Origin of the sequence: Kitasatospora phosalacinea (assembly GCF_000717185.1) — a bacterium.
Classification (GTDB): domain Bacteria; phylum Actinomycetota; class Actinomycetes; order Streptomycetales; family Streptomycetaceae; genus Kitasatospora; species Kitasatospora phosalacinea_A.
On the sequence record NZ_JNYE01000001.1, the window covers coordinates 19,720 to 42,237 of the forward strand.

Below are 22,518 nucleotides of genomic sequence, written 5' to 3' on the forward strand. Positions count from 1 at the left end.
CAGTGGGACGGACGCGGGCGCACGGGTGTGCGGTTCGGGTTCGAGCGTACGGGGCGCGCCGGGGCCCCCGGATCGGCCGACCGGCCAGGTCGGACGCGCCGACCGGCTCGGAACCGCACGCCGACCGGCTCGGAACCGCACGCCGACCGGCTCGGAACGGCGCGCCGACCGGCCGACCCGCGCATCGGCCGATCGGTTGATGCCCCGTCAGGGGGCGTGCCCGCGGCGGCGGTTCAGCCGATGCAGGCGGAGAGCAGCTCCGCGAAGGTGACCTCGGGCCGGGCGACGCCGAACACCTCGGCCCGCAGCAGCACCCGCTCGGCCCAGGCCCGGTGCGGCTTGGCCTCGTTCATCTTGTTGGTGTAAGCGGAGCGGCTGACCCCGCCGCCGCCGCGGTGCTGCTGCAGGATGTCCCGGGCGTCGCACAGCTCCTCGTGGGTGACCACGGACAGCGCGTGCACGGCGGCGACGTGGCTGGGGTGGATGCAGGTCTTGCCGAGCAGCCCGTTGGCCCGGTCGAGTTCGATCTCCCGGATCAGCCCGTCCAGGTCGTGCTCGATCAACCGCTGGCGGACCCGGTCGGCGGGCGGGGTGACCTCGGCGAACGGGGTGCGGCGCAGTTGGGGCTTGAACATCCGCTCCTGGAGCGGGAAGTACTCCCAGACCGGCCCGGTGACGGTGTGCCCGGTGCCGTCGGCCCGGCCGAGCACGTTGACCACGTCCCCGATCACCCCGGCCACCAGGGCGACGTCGTAGGCGGTCAGGTCGGGCGAGCGGCGCAGCCCGTACGCGGAGCACAGGTCGGTGACGCCGAGCCGGACGGCGAGGACGCGTCCGCGGTGCTTGTCGAGCAGCCGGGCGATGCCGTACAGCTGCTCGCGGCGGCTCTCCAGGTGGGCGAGTTCGGGCGATTCGAGCACCGGCATGACGAACAGCCGCTGCCCGCTGCGCTCCTCTGCGGCGGCCAGCGCCTCCAGGAAGGGCGGGCCGCTGTCCTCGGTGAACTTGGGCACCACGAAGCCGCTGAGCAGCCGCAGCGCGGGGCCGAGGCGCCGGGCGAGGTCGGTGATCTGCTCGGCGGCCCGGACCCGGACGAACAGCAGCGGCAGTTCGGCGTCGGCGCCCTGCCGGGCGAGCGCGGTGAGCTGCTCCACCAGGTTCTGCTCGGCGTCGTCGACCTCGTGGTCGGCGATGGCGTCCTCCAGGCAGAGCACCATGGAGACCACGCCGCGGGCGGCCTGCTTGCGGACGTCGCGGGCCAGGGTGGGCCGGGTGGCGGGGCTGTAGAGCGTGGCGCCGAGGGCGGTGGCGAGGACGGCCGCCTCGCTGTCGCGGTCGAAGGCGGCGGGCTGCTCGTGAAAGAGCCGACTGCGGACGTCGTCCGCGAGATGCCCGAAGTGGCGCAAAGTGCTCTCCCGCTGTGGTCTGGTGGGCCCGCCGGGGCGGGAACGGCTGACGCCCCTCTACCCATGGGACGGTCGGCGCCGCCGGAAAGTTCGCCGGAACGCCGGCACCGTCGTGGGGTGGGGAGCTCCGAGGCCGTTGGCCGCTTATCGTACGACCGGATGACCTCGGTGAAAGAGTTCGAAACATCGAATTCTCGCAAGATTGTCGGCCCCGTCATCAGCCGCCCCGCCGCGCCCGCCGCCGGCCCCTCCCACCCGGCTCCCCGACCGGCTCCCGACCGGCGCCCCGACCGGTTCCCCGCCCCGCGTTCCGGCGGGGCGCGCCGATGCACCCGCCCCGCGTTGTCCCGGCCCCCCGGCAGGCGGCAGGATGGTGCGCTATGACGCACGTGATGGCCAAGGGCGCCAACATCCCGCTGACGGTCCCCGCCGTCCGTGCCGTCCTGCGGTGGACGGACACCCCGGGCATCCCGGACGTGGACGCCTCGGCCCTGCTGCTGACCGGGCTCGGCAAGGTCCGCGACGACTCCGACTTCGTGTTCTACAACCAGCCGCGGCACCCGTCCGGCCTGGTCCGGCACCTGCCCAAGCAGGTCGCGGACGGGGCCGTCCTGGACGGGCTGGAGATCGACCTGGCCCAACTGCCCGCCGAGGTCGACCGGGTGGTGCTGGCCGGTTCCGCGGAGGGCGGCGCCTTCCCCGCCGTACCCGACCTGCGGGTGCTGCTGTTCGACGCGGCCGCGCCCGCCGGGGCGCCCGCGCTGGCCGAGTTCGTGGTCGACGAGGGCGAGCAGGTGACCGCGCTGGTCGCCGCCGAGCTCTACCGGCGCTCCGGCGGCTGGAAGTTCCGCGCGGTCGGCCAGGGCTACGTGGACGGGCTGGTCGCGCTGGCCACCGACTTCGGCATCGCGGTCGAGGACGAGGACGGGGACGCCGACCGGGGCGGCTCCGCGGTCGACCTGACCGACCGCAGCGGTGACCCGCGCGTGCCCGCCCGGGCCCCGCAGGCCCAGTCGCAGCAGGAGCAGCGGCCCGCGCCGCTCCCGGTCGACGAGGACGACTGGACGATCGCCCCGGCGACGCCCCTGTCGACCCCGGCCGCCGAGCAGCCCGAGCCCCGGCCGGCCCCGCCCGCCCAGCCGCCGGCCGCGCCGGTCACCGCCCCGCCGCCCCCGCCCGCGCTGCCGCCGACCGTCCACCAGCCCCAGCAGCCCCAGCAGGCGGGCGGCTACGGCTACCCGCAGCAGCAGCCGGGCTACGGCTACCCGCCGCCCCAGCAGCCCCCGCACCAGCCCGGCGGTTACGGCTACCCCCAGCCCGCCGCCGCCCAGGGCTACGGCTACCCCCAGCCCCAGTCCCAGTCCCAGGGCTACGGCTACCCGCAGCAGCAGCCCCCGCAGCCCCCGCAGCCCCCGGCCCAACCGCAGCAGCAGCCGCAACCGCAGCCCCCGCAGCAGCAGTCCGGCACGCCGTTCGCGCTGCCGCCGCAGGGCCCGCAGTTCCAACCGCGCTGACCCCGGGCCGCCGCCGCAGCCCCCGCCAATCGCAGCGCCGCCGCAGCCCCGCCGCCGCTGCCCGCCCCGCCCGGTGCGTCAACTCCCGGGCTCGGCGGGGGCGGCGGCGCTCTTGTAGCCGCGCTCCCACTGCATGCCGAAGCCGTACAGCCGGTCCAGGTCGGACTGGAACCCGTGCACGTACCGCACCTCGCGGCGGATCGTCAGCTTGCCCTCGCCGTCGTTCTCGATCAGCACCACCGCGCACGAACGGGCCGCCGGGGCGCGCTCGTCGAGCTTGATCTCGATCCGCGGGCCGCTCTGCGGGACGATGGTGACCACCGCGTGGGTGCGGTCGAAGGCCGGGGTGTCGTCGTAGATGTAGACGAAGATCAGCAGGCGCTTGAACTGGTCCTTCTTCTCCAGGTTGATGTGCATGGTCTCGCCGGAGGGCGCACCGGACACGTCGTCGCCGGAGAGCTTGACGTAGGGCGGCCGGTTGAGGTCGCCGAACAGCCGGCCGAGCGGTTGCACCACGCCCCGGGTGCCGTCGGCGAGTTCGTACATGCAGGCCAGGTCGAGGTCGACGCTCACCGGTGCGGACCCGGCGGTGGCCGGGGCCAGCGGGCGCAGGATCCGCGGGTCGAAGAAGCGGCGCAGCGCGCCGCCCGCGCCGGGGGCCTCGGCGGTGCGGGTCGACCAGTGCAGGTTGATGTACAGGTAGCCGGTGGTGGCCGCGGAGCCGGTGATGGCGTGCTGCGGGTGGGACTTGGTCAGCGTGACCTTGAACTGCCCTCCGGTGTCGAAGCTGTCGTTGCGGTCCCCTTTCAGGAACTCCCACACCGAGACCATCGTGTCCTCCCCCAGCACCGGTACCTTCTCGCACTCTCCCATACCCACCCGGCGGGTCCTGAGTCAACGTCAGGCCCTCGGCGCGCCCCGCTGGCAGAGGGTTCGTCACTCCCGTACGATGCCCGCTCCCCGGACGCGATATCGTCTCTCCGCACAGGTGTACCGTGCGTCACCTCTCTTCCCCCTGCCCTGCGGAAAGCCGAGGCCCTCCCCGCGATGAACCTCTCCTCCATACAGCTGGTCTGGGCCGTGGTAGGCGGTGCAGCCCTGCTGTTCACCGCCATCCTGGTGGCCTTCCTGCGCTTCAAGAACAACAAGTCGACCGACGGCTCGTCGTCCGGCGACTCCTGGGAGCGCAGCGAGGAGCGCCGCCGCCGCAAGGAGGCCATCTACGGCGGCGCGTCGTACGTGCTGCTGTTCTGCTGCGCGGGCGTGGCGGCCGCGCTGTCGTTCCACGGCCTGGTCGGTTTCGGCCAGCAGAACCTGAACCTGTCCGGCGGCTGGGAGTACCTCGTCCCGTTCGGCCTGGACGGCGCGGCGATGTTCTGCTCGGTGCTCGCCGTCCGCGAGGCCAGCCACGGTGACGCGGCGCTCGGCTCCCGCATGCTGGTGTGGCTGTTCGCGGTCGCCTCGGCCTGGTTCAACTGGGTGCACGCGCCGCGCGGCGGTGCGCACGACGGCGCCCCGCAGTTCTTCGCCGGCATGTCGATCTCGGCGGCCGTGCTGTTCGACCGGGCGCTCAAGCAGACCCGCCGGGCCGCGCTGCGCGAGCAGGGCCTGGTGCCCCGCCCGCTGCCGCAGATCCGGGTGGTCCGCTGGCTGCGCGCCCCGCGCGAGACCTACGCGGCCTGGTCGCTGATGCTGCTGGAGAACGTCCGCAGCCTGGACGAGGCCGTCGAGGAGGTGCGCGAGGAGCGCCAGGCGAAGATGGACGCGAAGCTGCGCGCCCGCAGCGCCGACCGCCGCGAGCGGGCCGAGCTGAAGGCGATCGCCCGGCAGGGCGGCGTGCTGAGCCGGGCCCGGCACGCCCGCGAGGTGCCCGCGCTGGCCGCGGCCGGCAGCGACGGCCCGTCCGCAGCGGAGCCTGCCCTAGCCGCCGAGGAGACCACCCTGGACCGGGTGAGCGCCTCCGCCCTGGAGCCCGCCGCCCTCAACGCCGGTCGCCGCCCCCGCGCCGCCGTCGAGTCCACCAGTAGCAGCTCCTCCTCGTCGCCCTACTCGTCGAGCGGCAGCGACAGTTCCTCCTCGTACGGTTCCTCGTACTCCTCCTCGTACTCCTCCAGCGTCGACCTGACGATGGACGAGGACACCCTGTCGATGCCGAAGCTGGACTCGCTGGAGCGCAAGCTCCGGGCGATCGAGCAGCAGCTCGGCTGACCCGCGGCGCGCCGCGCTGCACGCACGCACCGCGCCGCACCGCACCGAAAGAGCCGCGCCCGCCGGGGAACTCCCCCGGCGGGCGCGGCTCTCGGCGTTCGCGGCGGCGGGCGCTAACCCTCCGCGCCCGCGCCCTCCAGCGCCTGCTGGCGCTTGTTGCGGACCATCGAGGAGGCCAGGGCCGCGCCGATGAAGGCGACGCCGATCAGGCCGGTGACGATCTCCGGGATGTGGTACTTGATCGAGGCGAGCAGGATCAGCGCCAGCGCGCCGATCGCGTAGTGCGCGCCGTGCTCCAGGTACACGTAGTCGTCCAGGGTGCCCTTGCGGACCAGGAAGACGGTCAGCGACCGGATGTACATGGCGCCGATGCCGAGGCCCAGGGTGATCTGGAAGATGTCCTGGGAGATCGCGAACGCGCCGACCACGCCGTCGAAGGAGAAGGACGCGTCGAGGACCTCCAGGTAGAGGAAGAGGAAGAACGCGGCCTTGCCGCCGACCTGGATGATCGACTTGCCGCTGCGCTCGGCGGCCTCCTCGGCCTCCTGCTGCTCCTCCAGGCCGGACTCGAAGACCTCGGAGAGGCCGTTGACGGCGAGGTAGGTGGCGAGGCCGCAGACGCCGGCCAGCAGCACCGTCTCGGCGCGGTCACCGGCGAAGAAGCGGGAGGACAGGGCGAGCACCACCAGGGCGATGACCGAGGAGAGCGCGTCCAGCTTGCCGATCTTCTCCAGCGGCTTCTCCAGCCAGCGCAGCCAGTTGAAGTCCTTCTCCTCGAAGATGAAGTCGAGGAAGATCATCAGCAGGAAGATGCCGCCGAAGGCCGCGATGGCCGGGTTGGCCATGTCCAGGTACTCGGCGTAGGTGTGGCCGTCGTGGGTCTTGCTGGAGTCGAGCGCCAGCTCGACGACGGTGCCCGGGCTGAGGTGCGCGGTGAGGCCGACGACCAGCAGCGGGAAGACCAGCCGCATGCCGAAGACCGCGATCAGCACGCCGACCGTCAGGAACAGCTTCTGCCAGAAGGCGTTCATCCGCTTGAGGACGGTCGCGTTGACGACGGCGTTGTCGAAGGACAGGGAGATCTCGAGGATCGAGAGGATCAGGACGACGCCGAATCCTTCGGCCCCCCAGATCAGGCCGGCGGCGATGAGGCCGGCGATCGTGATGGCGAAGGACCATCCGAACGTACGGAGGAACACGGGGTCAGCTACCTTTCTGGCTGCCGGAATCGACCCGTTCCGGACTTGACTGTGGTGCGGTTACTGGACGTTGACGCCGAAGTCGAGCGCGATGCCGCGCAGGCCGGAGGCGTAGCCCTGGCCGACGGCCCGGAACTTCCACTCGCCCTGGTAGCGGTAGAGCTCGCCGAAGATCATGGCGGTCTCGGTGGACGCGTCCTCGGAGAGGTCGTAGCGGGCGATCTCGCTGCCGTCCTCCAGGTTGACCACCCGGATGTAGGCGTTGGAGACCTGGCCGAAGCTCTGCAGCCGGGCGTCGGCGTCGTAGATGGAGACGGCGAACACGACCTTGTCGATCTGCACGGGCACCAGGTCGAGGTGCACCTGCACGACCTCGTCGTCGCCGTCCCCGTCGCCGGTGAGGTTGTCGCCCTGGTGCTCGACCGAGCCCTCGGGGCTGCGCAGGTTGTTGTAGAACACGAAGTACTCGTCGCCGATGACCCGGCCGCCGGTGCACAGCAGCGCGCTGGCGTCCAGGTCGAAGGGCGCGCCCGTGGTGGACCGGGCGTCCCAGCCGAGGCCGATCTGCACCTGCGTCAGGTTCGGCGCGGCCTTGGTCAGCGAGACGTTCCCGCCCTTGGCGAGGGTGACGGACATCGGACTTCCTCCCAGCTCCCGTCTCCGGGGCTCCCGGGGTGTGCACCGCTGGACTCCGTCGACCGCCCGGGAGGGCCGGCGGGGCGCGCCCGGCGGACGCACCCCAAGAGATCTACGCCCCCGAGCGGCCGTGCAGTGCTGCACACCCGACTGAACTTCCTGAACTCCGTTCCCCACCCGGCCCGGTCGCCCCGCCCGACGGCTGCGGACCACCCCGTGCGCGCACCCGGCCGGTGTGCGGATCGTGGCCGAATCTATCAAGCGCCCGCCGCCCCTCCCGCCGCCCCGCACCCCGGCGCGGGGCGGACCGGGGCGGACCGGACCCGGCCCGGACCGGCCGGAGGACGGCCGGAACCCGGCGGGTACGCTGCCGGGACCGCCGGAACGAACCATCGCGCGGCACCCCGTACACGGACGAACAGAGGGAGCACGGTAGCGATGCCGTTCGGACCGCTCGACCGCACCGACCCCGAGTCGGTCGGCCCCTACCACCTGTTGGCCAGACTCGGCGTCGGCGGCATGGGCCGGGTGTACCTGGCCCGCTCGGCCGGCGGCCGGACGGTCGCGGTCAAGGTGGTCCGCGCCGACCTCGCCGGGGACGCCGACTTCCGCGAGCGCTTCCGCCGCGAGGTGTCCGCCGCGCAGTCCGTCGGCGGCACCTTCACCGCGCCGGTGGTGGACGCCGACCGGGACGGCGAGTCGCCCTGGCTGGCCACCGCGTACGTGCTCGGCCCGGCGCTGGACGACGCGGTGCGCGGCCACGGGCCGCTGCCGGTGGAGACCGTGCGCACCCTCGGCGTGGGCCTGGCCCAGGCGCTGGCCGCGATCCACGCCGCCGGGCTGGTGCACCGCGACCTCAAGCCGTCCAACGTGCTGCTGGCCGCCGACGGCCCCCGGGTGATCGACTTCGGCATCGCCCGGGCGCTGGACGGCGACAGGATGACCTCCACCGGCGTGGTGGTCGGCTCGCCCGGCTTCATGAGCCCCGAGCAGGCCGCCGGACGCCGCCTGGGCCCGGCGGGCGACGTGTTCTCGCTCGGCTCGGTGCTGGTCTTCGCCGCCACCGGCCACGGCCCGTTCGACCACGTCGAGGACGGCGGCGCCCCGTCCGCGGCCTCGCTGCTGTACCGGGTGGTGCACGACGAGCCCGACCTGTCCGGGCTGCCCGAGCAGCTGCGGCCCGCGGTGGCCGCCTGCCTGGCCAAGGACCCGGACGCCCGCCCGACCCCGGCCGCGCTCGGCGCGCTGCTGGGCGAGGCGGTCGCCCCGGCCCGCTCCGGCTGGCTGCCCGTCGCGCTGGCCTCGGACATCGCCACCCACGCCGCCGAGGTGATGGACCTGGAGGCCCCGGTCCGCCCCGCCGACCCGCGGCTGGCCGCCGCCCCGGCCGCGCCCGTCCCCACCCCCACCGAGGTCTCGCCCCCCGCGCCCGCCGACCCCGGCACCGTCCGGCTGCGCGCCGACGCCGCCCCGGCGCCCGCGCGCCCGGCGACCGAGGCCGTGGCGCTGGCCGGGCACCCCACCGCGCAGATCGACGCCGCCCCGGCCGCCGGGAGCCCCCGCCCGTCCCGCCGGGCGCTGCTGCTGGGCGGCGGCGCGGCGGTGCTGGCCGGTGCGGGCGGCCTGACCGCCTGGGCGCTGGGCGGCTCGAAGAAGACGCCGACCCCGGACCCGGCCCCGCCGACCGGCACCGGCACCGCCGCCTCGGCCGGCTCCTCCGCGGCCGCGTCGAGCGCCGCCCCGAGCCGCGCCCCCGGCATGCCCCCGGCCCCGCTGTGGACGTACCGGACCGAGGCGAGCAACGCCGGCAGCCTCGGCATGGCCTTCTCCCCCGGCCTGCTGCACCTCGGCAACGCCGACCTGATCGCGGTGGACCTGGCCGACGGCAAGGAGAAGTGGATCACCAAGGACGCGATGGCCTACAACATGGCCTGCGCGGGCGGCACCATCAGCTACGGCACCGTCTCCGACCTGATCACGGTGGACGCCGCCACCGGCACGGTGCTGTGGAAGTACCAGTCCGAGCGCGGGAAGCCGAACGGCACCCAGATCGCCTCGGACATGGTGCTGAACGCCGACGACCGCGCCGTGTACGCGATGTGCTCCTACCTGCAGATGGACGCCGACGGCATGCCCGACATGGGCGCCAAGACCGGCAAGGGCATCATGGCGCTGTCCCGCAAGGACGGCTCGATGCTGTGGAACCAGCACCGCCAGCAGACCGCCGACTACACGGTCAGCTCCGACCTGACGGCCGACACCCTGCTCTACACCGACAGCAAGGAGAACCTGGTCGCCCGCTCGCTGGCCGACGGCTCCCAGACCTGGTTCACCCCCACCAACTCCCGCTCGGAGTACCAGCCGGTGCTGCAGGACGGGCTGGTGTTCTGCTCGGTCGAGCCGAACGGCATCCAGGGCGTGCGGGTCTCCGACGGCAAGCAGGTCTGGGCGAAGACCTCGGACCGCTCGACCCGGATGTGGTACTCGCCGCCCGCGGCGGGCGGGCACGTCGTGTACTCCGTCCTCGGCGGCATGACCCTGACCTACCAGGGCACCACCTACACCCCGACCGCCCCGACCCGGGTGGTGGCCTTCAACGCCGCCGACGGCACCGAGCTGTGGCACCTGGAGCTGCCCACCGAGGTGTCGATGGACACCAGCCCGGTGCTGGTCGAGGAGACCCTGTTCGTGCCCACCGCCGACCACGGCATCTACGCCGTCGACGTGGTGGGCCACAAGGTCCGCTGGGTCTTCCAGACCAACGCGGGCGCCGAGCTGCCCTGGCACCTGGCGGGCGGCGAGGACCTGCTGATCGCCGTGCAGGGCAACCAGGTGATGGCCCTCCCGCCCGTGTAGCGGCGCGACGCGGCGGGCCGGGGAAGCGAGGCACCGGGAACGCGACGGGCCGGGGCCGCGAACGGCCCCGGCCCGCACCGGACGCGGCGGCGGTCAGACGTTGACGCCGAAGTCCTGGGCGATGCCGCGCAGGCCGGAGGCGTAGCCCTGGCCGATGGCGCGGAACTTCCACTCGTCGCCGTTGCGGTACAGCTCGCCGAAGACCATCGCGGTCTCGGTCGAGGCGTCCTCGGAGAGGTCGTAGCGGGCGATCTCGGCGCCGCCCGCCTGGTTCAGCACCCGGATGAACGCGTTGCGGACCTGGCCGAAGCTCTGCTGCCGGTTCTCCGCGTCGTAGATCGACACCGGGAAGACGATCTTGGCGACGTCGGCCGGGACGCCGGCCAGGTTCACCTTGACCTGCTCGTCGTCGCCCTCGCCCTCGCCGGTGAGGTTGTCGCCGGTGTGCTCGACCGAGCCGTCGGCGCTCTTCAGGTTGTTGAAGAAGATGAAGTCGGCGTCGGAGCGGACCCGGCCCTGCTCGGTGCAGAGCAGCGCGCTGGCGTCCAGGTCGAAGTCCGTGCCGGTGGTGGTGCGTACGTCCCACCCGAGGCCGACGACCACGGCGGTCAGGCCGGGCGCCTCCTTGGTGAGCGAGACATTGCCGCCCTTGCTCAGGCTGACACCCACGTGGTCCTCCAAGAAGTCGGGTTCCCGATCCGTCAACGGCCCGATCGTAGTGCCGGGTTCCCGGCCCGCCGCGGCGACTCGGCCCGGGAACCCGGCGGAAGAAGATTCCGCCGGACCCCGGACGGCCCCCGCGGGGGCCTCAGAGCGCGCCGAGGGCGGCCAGGTACTCCTGGGTGTCGCGGGCGTCCGGCAGGCCGTTCACGATGCTCCAGCGGACGGTGCCCTCCTTGTCGATGACGAAGGTGCCGCGCACCGCGCAGCCCCGCTCCTCGTTGAAGACGCCGTACGCGCGGGAGACCTCGCCGTGCGGCCAGAAGTCCGACAGCAGCGGGTACTCCAGGCCCTGCTGGTCGCCGAAGACCCGCAGCGAGAACGGCGAGTCGTTGGAGACCGCGAGCACCTGCACCTCGTCGTTCTGCAGGCGCGGCAGCTCCTTCTGGATCTCGCAGACCTCGCCGGTGCAGACGCCGGTGAAGGCGAACGGGTAGAAGACCAGGACGACGTTCTTCTCGCCGCGGAAGTCGGACAGCTTCACCGACTCGCCGTGCTGGTTCTTCAGCTCGAAGTCCGGGGCCTGGGTGCCGATCTCGACGCTCATGAGGGGGCCTTCCTGCCTCAACGGTGGTGCGGTCGTCACGATCCTCCCATCCGCCCGCCCCCGTTCGGCCGTCCGGGTGAGCCGGCCCGGCCGCCCGGGAGGCCCGTTCGCTCAGGGTGAACGCCCCGCACCCGGCCGACCGGCCCGGGAGCCGACCCGCGAGCCGACCCGGAGGCCGACCGGCCCCGGGAGCGCCGACCGGCCCCGGGAGCGCCGACGGGCCCCGCCGGCCGGTTGGCCGACGGGGCCCGTCGCGGGTCGTGCTCCTAGGGTCAGCGCTTGCCGGCCTTCGTGGCCTTCGGGGTGGCCAGGCGGGTGCCCGCCCAGTCCTTGGCGATCGCCACCGAGCTGGTCTGCGAGAGGCCGGCGGTCTTCGCGGCGTCGGCGATCTCGTGCGCCTCGACGTGCCCGTCGCGGCCGGTCTTCGGGGTGAGCAGCCAGATCAGGCCGCCCTCCGCCAGGTACTCCAGGGCGTCGACCAGGGCGTCGGTGAGATCCCCGTCCTCGTCGCGGTGCCACAGCAGGACGCCGTCGGCGACGTCGTCGTAGTCCTCGTCGACGAGTTCGGCGCCAGTGATCTCCTCGATCCCCTCGCGGAGCTCCTGGTCACTGTCGTCGTCGTACCCGAGCTCCTGGATGATCTGGCCCGGTTCGAAGCCGAGACGGAGAGCCGGGTTGGACTTGTCCGCGGGGTCCGCGGTCGCGCTCACGGGAATAACCTCCAGTATTCGGCCCGGCGTCCATGCCGGGGCTGTGGCCGTAGTCCACACGGGAGCGGCGGTTCGCGCAAGTACCCGACCCCCGATCCCACCCAAAGGTTGACGCGTCGGGGGGCGACACGCCGCCCACTGTGGTGGTGAACACACCCATATGTCCCTGTCCGTACCGACAAGGATGCTTCGTCTCGTACCCCCGCGCAGCCCTTTCACCCGCCGTACGCCTGCCCGAGATGCGAACGGCATTCGGGTCGGAGCAGGGTGCGGGCGTAAAGTCTCCTGTTGGCCCTCATCCCGGCCGGCCGCCATCGTCCGGCCGGGGTCCCAGGTCGGACCACCTCCTGACCGTCCCGTCCACCAGGCGGAACGGTTACCGATCGGTAGAGATGACGGATCTCCGAACGCGGTAGCACGATGGAGGCGGCGCGACAACTCAGTTTCGACCGACAGTGAAGGAACAGCGTGGCTTCCGGATCCGATCGCAACCCGATCATCATTGGCGGCCTCCCGAGCCAGGTCCCGGACTTCGATCCCGAGGAGACCGCGGAGTGGCTGGAGTCGCTTGACGCTGCCATCGACGAGCGCGGGCGCGAGCGCGCCCGCTACCTGATGCTGCGGCTGATCGAGCGCGCCCGCGAGAAGCGCGTCGCCGTGCCCGAGATGCGCAGCACGGACTACGTCAACACCATCGCCACCAAGGACGAGCCGTTCTTCCCCGGCAACGAGGAGATCGAGCGCAAGATCCTCAACGCGACGCGCTGGAACGCGGCCGTCATGGTCTCCCGCGCCCAGCGGCCCGGCATCGGCGTCGGCGGCCACATCGCCACCTTCGCCTCCTCCGCGTCCCTGTACGACGTGGGCTTCAACTACTTCTTCCGCGGCAAGGACGCCGACGGCGAGTCCGGCGACCAGGTCTTCTTCCAGGGCCACGCCTCGCCGGGCATCTACGCCCGCGCCTTCCTGCTGGACCGGCTGACCGAGCAGCAGCTCGACGCGTTCCGGCAGGAGAAGTCCAAGGCGCCGTACGGCCTGTCCAGCTACCCGCACCCGCGGCTGATGCCGGACTTCTGGGAGTTCCCGACCGTCTCGATGGGCCTCGGCCCGCTCGGCGCGATCTACCAGGCCCGGATGAACCGCTACCTGGAGCACCGCGGCATCAAGGACACCTCCGACTCGCAGGTGTACGCCTTCCTCGGCGACGGCGAGATGGACGAGCCCGAGTCGCTCGGCCAGCTCTCGCTGGCGGCCCGCGAGGGCCTGGACAACCTGACCTTCGTGGTGAACTGCAACCTGCAGCGCCTCGACGGCCCGGTCCGCGGCAACGGCAAGATCATCCAGGAGCTGGAGTCGCAGTTCCGCGGCGCCGGCTGGAACGTCATCAAGCTGGTCTGGGACCGCAGCTGGGACCCGCTGCTGGCCCAGGACCGCGACGGCGTCCTGGTCAACAAGCTGAACACCACCCCGGACGGCCAGTTCCAGACCTACGCCACCGAGACCGGCGCGTACATCCGCGACCACTTCTTCGGCGGCGACCTGCGCCTGCGCGCGATGGTCGAGAACATGACCGACCACCAGATCCAGCACCTGGGCCGCGGCGGCCACGACCACCGCAAGGTCTACGCCGCGTTCAAGGCCGCCCGCGAGCACAAGGGCCAGCCGACCGTCATCCTGGCGCAGACCGTCAAGGGCTGGACGCTGGGCCCCAACTTCGAGGGCCGCAACGCCACCCACCAGATGAAGAAGCTGACGGTCGAGGACCTGAAGCGCTTCCGCGACCGGCTGCACCTGCCGATCACCGACAAGCAGCTGGACGAGGGCTACCCGCCCTACTACCACCCGGGCCGCAACTCGGAGGAGATCCAGTACATGCACGACCGCCGGCAGGAGCTCGGCGGCTACGTGCCCACCCGCAAGGTGCGCCCGCGCAAGCTCGAACTGCCGGGCGACGACGCGTACAAGGCGGTCAAGAAGGGCTCCGGCAACCAGACCATCGCCACCACCATGGCGTTCGTCCGGGTGCTCAAGGACCTGATGCGCGACAAGGGCATCGGCAACCGCTTCGTGCCGATCGCGCCCGACGAGTACCGCACCTTCGGCATGGACTCGCTGTTCCCGTCCGCCAAGATCTACAACCCGCTCGGCCAGACCTACGAGTCGGTCGACCGCGAGCTGCTGCTGGCGTACAAGGAGTCCCCGGCCGGCCAGATGCTGCACGACGGCATCTCCGAGGCCGGCTGCACCGCCTCGCTGATCGCGGCCGGCTCCTCGTACGCGACGCACGGCGAGCCGCTGATCCCGGTGTACGTCTTCTACTCGATGTTCGGGTTCCAGCGCACCGGCGACCAGTTCTGGCAGATGGCCGACCAGCTGGCCCGCGGCTTCGTGATCGGCGCCACCGCCGGCCGCACCACCCTGACCGGCGAGGGCCTGCAGCACGCCGACGGCCACTCGCACCTGCTGGCCTCCACCAACCCCGGCGTGGTCGCCTACGACCCCGCCTACGGGTACGAGATCGCGCACATCGTCCAGGACGGCCTGCGCCGCATGTACGGCTCCTCCGCCGAGCACCCGCACGGCGAGGACGTCTTCTACTACATGACGGTCTACAACGAGCCGATCAAGATGCCGGCCGAGCCGGAGGGCGTGGACGTCGACGGCATCCTCAAGGGCCTCTACCGGCTCAAGGGCGGCGAGGGCGGCCAGATCCCCGCGCAGATCCTCGCCTCCGGCGTGGCGGTGCCGTGGGCCCTGGAGGCCCAGCGCATCCTCGCCGAGGAGTGGAACGTCAAGGCGGACGTCTGGTCGGCGACCTCCTGGAACGAGCTGCGCCGCGACGCCGTCGAGGCGGAGGAGTTCAACCTGCTGCACCCCGAGGAGCCGCAGCGCGTCCCGTACGTGACCACCAAGCTCTCCGGGGCCGAGGGTCCGTTCGTGGCCGTCTCCGACTGGATGCGCGCCGTCCCGGACCAGATCGCCCGCTGGGTCCCCGGCCAGTACCAGTCCCTGGGCGCCGACGGCTTCGGCTTCGCCGACACCCGCGGCGCGGCCCGTCGCTTCTTCCACATCGACGCGCAGTCGATCGTCCTGGGCACGCTCACCGAGCTGGCCAAGCAGGGCAGGATCGACCGCTCGGCGCTGAAGGACGCGATCGACCGCTACCAGCTGCTCGACGTGGCGGCGGCCGACCCGGGCGCCGCGGGCGGCGACGCCTGATCACGCCGTGAACGGCCGAGGGCCGGTTCCCCCCGCGGGGGGAACCGGCCCTCGGGCCTTTCCGGGGCCCGGCCGTCAGCCGACGGGGACCACGGCGGGCTGGTCGGCGGGCTCAGCGGGGTCGGCGGCGGGGGCGGGTTCCCCGGCCGGGGCCGGGGTGGTGAGGACGGCGGCCGCGGCCAGCACGAAGGCCAGGCCGGTGGCGAAGACGCCGTAGACCAGGTGCTTGGTGTTCTCGATCGCCTCGCCGTACATCGCGGTGGCGAACTGGGTCAGCGTCACCCCGCCGAGGCAGACCACCAGCGCCAGGAACACCCGTCGGCGCGGGTTGCCGGCGCTGCGGCGCAGCCACCACGCCCCGGCCGCGGCCAGCACGAACTGGAGGCCGAGCACCCAGCCGCCGCCGAAGGTGCGCAGGAAGCCCGTGTACAGGGCCAGGCGGTGCTCCTGGGCACCGGCCGGCCGGCCCGCGGCGACCGGGTAGGTGCCGAGGTTGGGGGGCCGGGAGGCGGCGAAGTCGTCCAGGCCGCCGTCGGCTATCCGCAGCGCGACCCCGGGGTGGCGCAGCAGGTAGCCGCCGATGTTGGCGTAGGTGATCCGGTCCTTGACCTCGGGCCAGCGCGGGTCCTTCTGCGGCGCCTTCTCGCCCCACCAGTTCAGCCCGGCGTACTGGCCGAAGTCCGCGGGCAGGCCGAGGTCGACGGCGTCCTTCGCCGGGTCCGGGCTCTCGCCCATGATCCCGACGAAGATCATCTCCGTCCGGTTGATCTCCTTGAACGCCTCCATCTGGTACACCAGCGTGTGCACCCCGGCCGCGCCGATGAGCAGCGCCGCGGCCAGCGGCAGCGCCCGGCTCCGGAGGCGTCCGGTCCACCGCCCGACCGGGACGCGGCAGGCCAGCAGCAGCACCAGGAACGGGACGGCCATCGTCAGCGCCTGCATCTTGGACGCCACCACCGTCACCGCGCCGACGGTGAACACCACCAGGCCCAGCACCCGGGCCCGGGGCGAGCCGCCCAGGTGCACCGCGCCCGCGGTGGCGAACAGCAGGCCGGTCAGCCCGGCCAGCTCGCTGAACGGCGAGGCCGCGTAGTCCGCCACCACCGAGTCGCCGACCACGACGAACAGCGCCGCGCAGACCAGCAGCCGCAGCACCAGGCGGCCGCGCAGGGCGGTCGCGAAGAGCGCGAACGCCAGGCCCACCAGGGCGCACCAGAGCAGCGCCTGCGCCCGCAGGTCCAGGTGGGCGGAGTAGCCGAGCAGCCGGCTGACCGGCCGGGCCAGTCGCGGCATCCACTGGCCGCTGCCCGGGTAGCGGCTGCCGGGCGGGCACTCGGCGGGCAGCGCGTGGTCGTAGCGGAAGTTGGCGTACTTGAACCACCACCAGGAGCCCTCGTCGAGGTGCACCTTGGCGTCCAGCGCGCACATCCGGCTCGGGCCGTCGCCGTTGTCGGCCAGGCCGACCGCCCCGTGGTGGAAGATCCGGACGACCATCGCCAGCGCGGCGGCCAGGCCCACCAGCGGGCCGAACACCCACCAGCGCCCGAGGAGCGCCGCCGTCCGCTCCACCCGGCGGCGGTGCGCCGTCCCCCGCCCCTGCGTCATCTGCTCGCTCACGCAGGGCACCCTAGTGCACTCGTTCGAACGCCCGGTTCCGGCGGAGCCCGGCCCTCCGGGGCACCGGCCGCCCGCCCGGAAACGGCGGGATCCGCCCGGGAGGGGGCTTCCCTCCCGGGCGGATCCGCGGTGCGTGCAGCGTCAGATGTGGACGGCCGGACCGGCGTCGTTCGCCCCGCGCTTGGTGAGCAGGCCCAGGCCCGCCGCCGCCAGGGCGACGATCGAGGCGACCACGAAGGCCACGCCCATGCCGCTGACGAAGGAGGAGTGGACGGCGTCCGCGACGCCCTGCGAGGCGTTCGGCGGGGCGATGCCGAGCTGGGCGGCCTGCTCGAGCTGCTCGCCGTCCGGGCCGACCGGCAGCGGGCCGCCGGTCGCGGCCTCCCAGTTGCCGGGCAGCACGCCGGTGACCTTGGAGGCCATCACCGCGCCGAGGACGGCGGTGCCGAGGCTGCCGCCGACCTGCATCGCGGCCTGCTGCAGGCCGCCCGCCACGCCGGACAGCTCCAGCGGGGCGTTGCCGACGATGACCTCGGTGGCGCCGACCATGACGGGGCTGAGGCCCAGGCCCATCAGGACGAACCAGAGGGCCATGGCGCCGTTGCCGGAGTGGATGTCGAGGGTGGACATGCCGAGCATCGCGGCGGTGGTGAAGAGCATGCCCGCGACGATCGGGATGCGCGGCCCGATCTTGCCGATCAGGAAGCCGGCCACCGGCGCGCCGACGATCATCATGCCGGTCATCGGGAGCAGGTGGACGCCCGCGTCGACCGGCGCCATGCCGTGCACGTTCTGCAGGTAGAAGGTGACGAAGAAGATGCCGCCGAAGAAGGCGAAGGCCATCAGCACCATCAGCAGGGTGCCGGCCGAGAGCGGCACCGAGCGGAACAGCGAGAGCGGGATCAGCGGTTCCTCGGCGTACTTCTGCCAGACCGCGAAGAACACCAGGGCGAGCAGCGCGCCGCCGAGGAACAGCAGGGTGGCGGGGTCCGCCCAGCCCCAGGTCGGGGCCTTGATGATGCCCCAGACCAGCATGAACATGGCGCCGGAGAGCAGCACGATGCCGGGGACGTCGAAGGACTTGGCGGCGTTCTCGGCCCGGACGTCCTTGAGGATCAGCAGGCCCAGGACCAGGGCGATGACGCCGACCGGGATGTTGATGAAGAACACCGACTCCCAGTTGACGTGCTCGACCAGCAGGCCGCCGACGATCGGTCCGGCCGCGGTGGAGGCGCCGATGACGCCGCCCCAGATGCCGATGGCCATGTTGAGCCTGTCGGCGGGGAAGGCCCCGCGCAGCAGGCCGAGCGCGGCGGGCTGGAGCAGTGCGCCGAACAGGCCCTGCAGCACGCGGAAGAGGATCACCTGCTGGATCGACCCGGCGAAGCCGATCGCGGCGGAGGTGGCGGCGAAGCCGACCGCGCCGACCAGGAAGGTGGTCTTGTGGCCGAACCGGTCACCGATCTTGCCCGCGGTGATCAGGAAGACCGCGAGGGCCAGCAGGTAGCCGGAGGTGACCCACTGGATGTCGGCGGGCGAGGCGTGCAGGTCCTGCTGGATGGCCGGGTTGGCGATGGCGACGACGGTGCCGTCGAGGGCGACCATCATGACGCCGACTGCGACGGTGAGCAGCGTCAGCCAGGGGTGCCCCCGGAGCCGCCCGCCCCCGTCCGGAGCCGCTTCCTTGTCGAGTACTACGGACTGGCTCATGTCTCGGGACTTCCCCGTTCGTGTGGTGCGGCCGGGCCGCGCTGGAACGAAAGGCGGCGGCGCCCGGCCCTCACGCCCGTCCCCACGAGCTCCACGACGGACGGACACCGCCACCGCGGAACATTATGTCAGCCTCTGACATTCGACAAACGGTGACTCCTGTCACCTGGTGCCACATCACGATCACGGCGCTATCGTTGGCACCATGGCCACCCCCACCACCGCCGCCGACCCGCAGCCCGTCGGCCTGCGCGAACGCAAGAAGCGGCGCACCCGGGACGCCCTGGTCGACGCCGCCCACCGGCTGTTCCTCTGCCACGGCTACGGGCGCACCACGGTGGACGAGATCGCGTCCGAGGTGGAGGTCTCCCAGCGCACCTTCTTCCGGTACTTCGCCAACAAGGAGGAGGTCGCCCTCGCGGTGCTGGCCGAGGCCGAGGAGGCCTTCCTGGAGTTCCTGCGCGCCCGCCCGGCCGGGGAGAACCCGCTGGAGGCGATGCGCGGCGCCGTCCGCGAGGTCTGGCAGGCCGTCGACCGCGGGCAGGACAGCGGACCGGCCGCCCTGGAGCTGTTCGAGCTGATCGAGTCCACCCCGACGCTGCTCGCCGCCCACCTGCGGCACTCCATCCAGCAGGAGGTCGAGGTCGCCCGGATCCTCGCCGACCGCGAGGGCCTCGACCCGGCCGTCGACCTGCGCCCCCGCCTGCTCGCCGCCGTGTTCGGCACCGTGGTGCGGATCTCGCACCTCGCCTACGCCGCCGACCCGGACGCCCACCGCCACTCGATGGACGGCATGCTGGCCCTGATCGAGCGCCACTTCGACCAGTTGGGCCCGGCCCTGGCCGGCTCCTGGCGCTGACCCCCTACCCGGGTAGCACCCCGGACGCGCTACCGCAGGGTGAGGACACCGGCCCGCCCCCGTCCTACCCTCGGCCCGGTGACCCCCTGGAAAGAGTTCCTCCGCGCCCTCACCGACCCCCTCGACGACCACCGCCCGCCGCTGGCGACGGCCCGCCGGAGATGGGTCCGGGCGCTCCCGTACGCGCTGGTGCTGGCCGCGGTCGGCTCCCTGCTGCCCACCGGCATCGTGACGCTCACCCGGTTCTACGGGGTGGGCCCCTCGCTGGCCACCGCGCTCGCCGTGGTGCAGTCCGGGGCGCTGGCGCTGGGGCTGACCAGGCCGCTGCTCGCCTGGCAGCTGGTCGCGCCGTCGGTGCTGGTCGGCGCGGTCGCCACGCACGGCGCCGCCGCGGACCAGCCCTGGCCGTGGCCGGCCCCCACCCTGCTGGCGTACCTGTTCCTGATGGTGCTGCTGGCGGTCCGCGAGCGCGGCCGCACCCTGCTCGCCGTCTGGGTGGTCACCTTCCTCGGCTGCAGCCTGAGCTGGACGGCCTTCAACGCGCACTTCGACGGCACCTCGGTGGTGGTCGCCGCGCTGTCCGGGGCGGTGCTGCTGCTCGGCTGGAGCCTGCGCGGGCGCGGCGAGGCCAAGCGGCTGCTCGCCGAGCAGGAGCAGATCTCCGGGACCGAGCGGGCCCGGCGCACCCTGCTGGAGGAGCGCGCCCGGATCGCCCGCGAGCTGCACGACGTGGTCGCCCACCACATGTCGGTGATCACCGTCCAGGCCGACAGCGCCCCGTACCGGATCGAGGGCCTGCCCCCGGCCGCCGTCGCGGAGTTCGGGCAGATCGCCGCCGCGGCCCGCGGCTCGCTCGCCGAGATGCGCCGCCTGCTGGGGGTGCTGCGGGCCGACGGGGGCGCCCCCGACAAGGCGCCGCAGCCCGGGCTGGCCGACCTGCCGAAGCTGCTGGCCACCGCCGGGCAGGCGGGGGTGCGGGCCGAACTCGCCGTCGCGGACGGGGTGCCGGCGCTCGGCCCGGTGCCGGACGCGGTCGCGCTGTCCGCGTACCGGATCGTCCAGGAGGCGCTGGCCAACGTCGTCCGGCACGCGCCCGGCGCCACCGCCGAGGTCCGGATCGCGCCCGCGGACGGCGCGCTCGCCGTGAGCGTCCGCAACGGCCCGCCGCCCGGCCGGGCCGCCGCCGTGGAGACCTCCGGCGGCACCGGGCAGGGACTCGTCGGAATGCGCGAGCGCGTCCGGCTGCTGGCTGGCACCCTGGACACCGGCCCGACCGCCGACGGCGGCTACCGGGTGAGCGCCGTCCTGCCGTTGGACGGCACCGGCCCGGGCCCGGCTTCAGGGGAGAGCACCGCATGACGATCCGCGTCCTCGTCGTCGACGACCAGGCGATGGTCCGCGCCGGGTTCGCCGCCCTGCTCGGCGCCCAGAGCGACATCGACGTGGTCGGCGACGCGGCCGACGGCCGCCAGGCCCTGGAGGTCAGCGGCCGCACCCACCCCGACGTGGTCCTGATGGACGTCCGGATGCCCGAGATGGACGGCCTGGAGGCCGCCCGCCGCCTGCTCGACCCGCCGCCCGGCGTGGTGCACCGGCCGCGCGTCCTGATGCTCACCACCTTCGACGTCGACGACTACGTGTACGAGGCGCTGCGGGCCGGGGCCAGCGGCTTCCTGCTCAAGGACGCCCCGCCCTCCGACCTGATCGCCGCCGTCCGGGTGGTCGCCGCGGGCGACGCGCTGCTCGCCCCCTCGGTGACCCGCCGCCTGATCGCCGACTTCGCCCGCCACCGCCCCGCGCCGCGCCGCGACCCGCGGCTGCGCCTGAACGGCCTCACCCCGCGCGAGACCGAGGTCCTCGAACTCATCGCCCGCGGCCTCTCCAACCAGGAGATCGCCGCCCACCTCGTGCTGGCCGAGCAGACCGTCAAGACCCACATCGGCCGCATCCTCGCCAAGCTCGACCTGCGCGACCGCGCCCAGGCCGTCGTCCTGGCCTACGAGAGCGGCCTGGTCCAGCCCGGCGCGCAGTGAACGGCGGGCAGTGAACGGCGGGCAGTACCGCGGGCAGTACCGCGGGCAGTAGGGCGCACCGCCTACCCCTCCGGTACGACCCCCGGGTTGGCTCCCCGGGGTGACGCCCCCGCACCCACCCCGTTCCTACCTTCCTCCTCGTTGCCGAACGAGCGGAGGAGGAGCGGATGTTGTCACGTCTGCGTCGGGGGACGGCCGTGGCCGGGCTGGTGCTGGCCGCGGTGCTGGGGGTGGGGTCGTGGGCGTCGGCGGACGCGCAGACGCCGCTGACGGGGCCGCCGCCGGGCTCGGCGGCGTGGACGGCCGACACCACGCTGGGGGTGCGGCTGCCCGACCCGGGGAGGGCCTCGCCGGAGGAGGTGGCCGCGTTCTTCGCGGGCCTGCCGGTCGCGCAGCGCGACGCCCTGGCGGTGCGCCACCCGCAGGTGGTGGGGAACCTGGACGGCGCCCCGGTGGCGCTGCGGCTGCGGGCGAACGCGCTGGCCGTCGAGGAGGAGCGGGCCCGGCAGCGGGCCCGGGCCGGGGACGCCGCGCTGCCGTCCGCGGAGCGCGCCGCGGCCGCCGCGGCCGCCGACCGCTACGCGGGGCTGGCGCAGCACCGCCTGCTGGCGTTCGACCCGCGCGGGCGGGGCCAGGTCGCCGAGGTGTTCGGCGACCTGGAGCACGACGGGCGGGCGGCCGTCCTGGTGCCGGGCTCGGACGTCGACCTGGCGAGCTACGACCGCCCCTCGGCGACGGGGTACGACACGCTCGCCGGGATGGCCCGGGCGCTGCGCGCGGCGAGCGGCGACCGGGTCGCGGTGGTGGCGTGGGCGGGCTACACGACGCCGGTCGGCCTGGGGGTGGACGCGGCGCGGGAGGAGCTCGCCGAGGCGGGCGCGCGCCGACTGGACCGGCTGGTGCGGGGGTTGGCGCCGGTGGCCGGGCGGGTCGAGCTGTTCTGCCACTCGTACGGGTCGGTGGTGTGCGGGCGCTCGGCGCCGGACCCGGCGCTGGTCGCGGGGGTGGTGGCGGTGGCCTCGCCGGGGATGGGCCTGGAGCGGGCGGACGAGCTGCGGGTGCCGGTGTGGGCGGTGCGCCGCAACGCCGAGGACTGGATCGGTGACGTGCCGAACGTCTCGCTGCTCGGTTTCGGCCACGGCGCCGACCCGACCTCGGGCGCCTTCCGCGCCCGGCTGCTGCCGTCCGCGGGTTCGCACGGCCACAGCGGCTACTTCGCGCCGGGTTCGGCCTCCCTCGCGGCCCTCGCCGCGCTCGCCCTCGCCACCACCACCGCCTGACCTC

17 protein-coding genes are annotated in these 22,518 nt (G+C 73.4%); 8 read left to right on the forward strand and 9 right to left on the reverse strand.

The window, feature by feature from the left end:
* Window positions 1-233: 233 nt before the first annotated feature.
* Window positions 234-1,406, reverse strand: coding sequence for an HpcH/HpaI aldolase/citrate lyase family protein (locus OO57_RS00105; protein WP_033250127.1), 1,173 nt, complete (start codon window positions 1,404-1,406; stop codon window positions 234-236).
* 380 nt (window positions 1,407-1,786) lie between these two features.
* Here OO57_RS00105 and OO57_RS00110 point away from each other — a divergent pair, with 380 nt between their 5' ends.
* Window positions 1,787-2,920, forward strand: coding sequence for a TerD family protein (locus tag OO57_RS00110; RefSeq protein ID WP_033250128.1), 1,134 nt, complete (start codon window positions 1,787-1,789; stop codon window positions 2,918-2,920).
* Between the two features lie 78 nt (window positions 2,921-2,998).
* Here OO57_RS00110 and OO57_RS00115 read toward each other — a convergent pair whose 3' ends face one another.
* A complete protein-coding gene (locus tag OO57_RS00115) occupies window positions 2,999-3,751 on the reverse strand; it encodes a TerD family protein (protein WP_063737463.1) in 753 nt (250 codons plus the stop codon).
* A gap of 216 nt (window positions 3,752-3,967) precedes the next feature.
* On the opposite strand from OO57_RS00115, the gene OO57_RS00120 reads away from it, so the two are divergent.
* Complete coding sequence (locus OO57_RS00120) at window positions 3,968-5,128, forward strand: DUF2637 domain-containing protein (RefSeq protein WP_033250129.1); 1,161 nt, start codon at window positions 3,968-3,970, stop codon at window positions 5,126-5,128.
* A 113-nt stretch (window positions 5,129-5,241) separates the two neighbouring features.
* Here OO57_RS00120 and OO57_RS00125 read toward each other — a convergent pair whose 3' ends face one another.
* Both OO57_RS00125 and OO57_RS00130 read right to left on the reverse strand, forming a co-directional pair.
* On the reverse strand, window positions 5,242-6,327 hold the full coding sequence (locus tag OO57_RS00125) for a DUF475 domain-containing protein (RefSeq protein ID WP_033250130.1): 1,086 nt from the start codon (window positions 6,325-6,327) through the stop codon (window positions 5,242-5,244).
* A gap of 60 nt (window positions 6,328-6,387) precedes the next feature.
* Window positions 6,388-6,963, reverse strand: a complete 576-nt coding sequence (locus OO57_RS00130) for a TerD family protein (protein WP_033250131.1) — start codon at window positions 6,961-6,963, stop codon at window positions 6,388-6,390.
* A 438-nt stretch (window positions 6,964-7,401) separates the two neighbouring features.
* On the opposite strand from OO57_RS00130, the gene OO57_RS39010 reads away from it, so the two are divergent.
* Complete coding sequence (locus tag OO57_RS39010) at window positions 7,402-9,819, forward strand: protein kinase domain-containing protein (RefSeq protein WP_051776267.1); 2,418 nt, start codon at window positions 7,402-7,404, stop codon at window positions 9,817-9,819.
* 93 nt (window positions 9,820-9,912) lie between these two features.
* Here the strand turns inward: OO57_RS39010 and OO57_RS00140 are convergent, their stop codons facing one another.
* From OO57_RS00140 to OO57_RS00150, 3 genes are all read right to left on the reverse strand, one after another.
* A complete protein-coding gene (locus OO57_RS00140) occupies window positions 9,913-10,488 on the reverse strand; it encodes a TerD family protein (protein WP_033250261.1) in 576 nt (191 codons plus the stop codon).
* Between the two features lie 139 nt (window positions 10,489-10,627).
* Window positions 10,628-11,086, reverse strand: a complete 459-nt coding sequence (locus OO57_RS00145) for a peroxiredoxin (protein WP_033250132.1) — start codon at window positions 11,084-11,086, stop codon at window positions 10,628-10,630.
* Window positions 11,087-11,358: 272 nt separating this feature from the next.
* The gene (locus OO57_RS00150; protein WP_033250133.1) at window positions 11,359-11,796 is read right to left on the reverse strand and encodes a DUF3052 domain-containing protein; all 438 of its coding nucleotides are present in this window, start codon (window positions 11,794-11,796) and stop codon (window positions 11,359-11,361) included.
* A 468-nt stretch (window positions 11,797-12,264) separates the two neighbouring features.
* Between OO57_RS00150 and aceE the strand changes: the two genes are divergently transcribed.
* On the forward strand, window positions 12,265-15,015 hold the full coding sequence (gene aceE, locus OO57_RS00155; RefSeq protein WP_033250134.1) for a pyruvate dehydrogenase (acetyl-transferring), homodimeric type: 2,751 nt from the start codon (window positions 12,265-12,267) through the stop codon (window positions 15,013-15,015).
* Between the two features lie 75 nt (window positions 15,016-15,090).
* Here the strand turns inward: aceE and OO57_RS00160 are convergent, their stop codons facing one another.
* Together OO57_RS00160 and OO57_RS00165 are read right to left on the reverse strand one after the other, a co-directional pair.
* Entirely contained in the window at window positions 15,091-16,632 is a 1,542-nt protein-coding gene (locus OO57_RS00160; RefSeq protein WP_033250135.1) for a hypothetical protein, read from the reverse strand.
* 141 nt (window positions 16,633-16,773) lie between these two features.
* Window positions 16,774-18,342 (reverse strand): MFS transporter, encoded by a 1,569-nt coding sequence (locus tag OO57_RS00165; RefSeq protein WP_033250136.1) that lies wholly within the window; start codon window positions 18,340-18,342, stop codon window positions 16,774-16,776.
* A 205-nt stretch (window positions 18,343-18,547) separates the two neighbouring features.
* Here OO57_RS00165 and OO57_RS00170 point away from each other — a divergent pair, with 205 nt between their 5' ends.
* The 4 genes from OO57_RS00170 to OO57_RS00185 all read left to right on the forward strand — a co-directional run bounded on the left by OO57_RS00170 (window position 18,548) and on the right by OO57_RS00185 (window position 22,514).
* Complete coding sequence (locus OO57_RS00170) at window positions 18,548-19,201, forward strand: TetR/AcrR family transcriptional regulator (RefSeq protein ID WP_033250137.1); 654 nt, start codon at window positions 18,548-18,550, stop codon at window positions 19,199-19,201.
* 78 nt (window positions 19,202-19,279) lie between these two features.
* Window positions 19,280-20,560 carry a sensor histidine kinase gene (locus OO57_RS00175; protein ID WP_051776268.1) on the forward strand — a complete coding sequence of 427 codons (1,281 nt, stop codon included), beginning with the start codon at window positions 19,280-19,282 and terminating at the stop codon, window positions 20,558-20,560.
* On the forward strand, window positions 20,557-21,234 hold the full coding sequence (locus tag OO57_RS00180; RefSeq protein ID WP_033250138.1) for a response regulator: 678 nt from the start codon (window positions 20,557-20,559) through the stop codon (window positions 21,232-21,234). Before OO57_RS00175 ends, OO57_RS00180 begins: the two co-directional genes overlap by 4 nt.
* A 167-nt stretch (window positions 21,235-21,401) precedes the next feature.
* The gene (locus OO57_RS00185; protein WP_063737460.1) at window positions 21,402-22,514 is read left to right on the forward strand and encodes an alpha/beta hydrolase; all 1,113 of its coding nucleotides are present in this window, start codon (window positions 21,402-21,404) and stop codon (window positions 22,512-22,514) included.
* The last annotated feature ends 4 nt before the right edge of the window (window positions 22,515-22,518 follow it).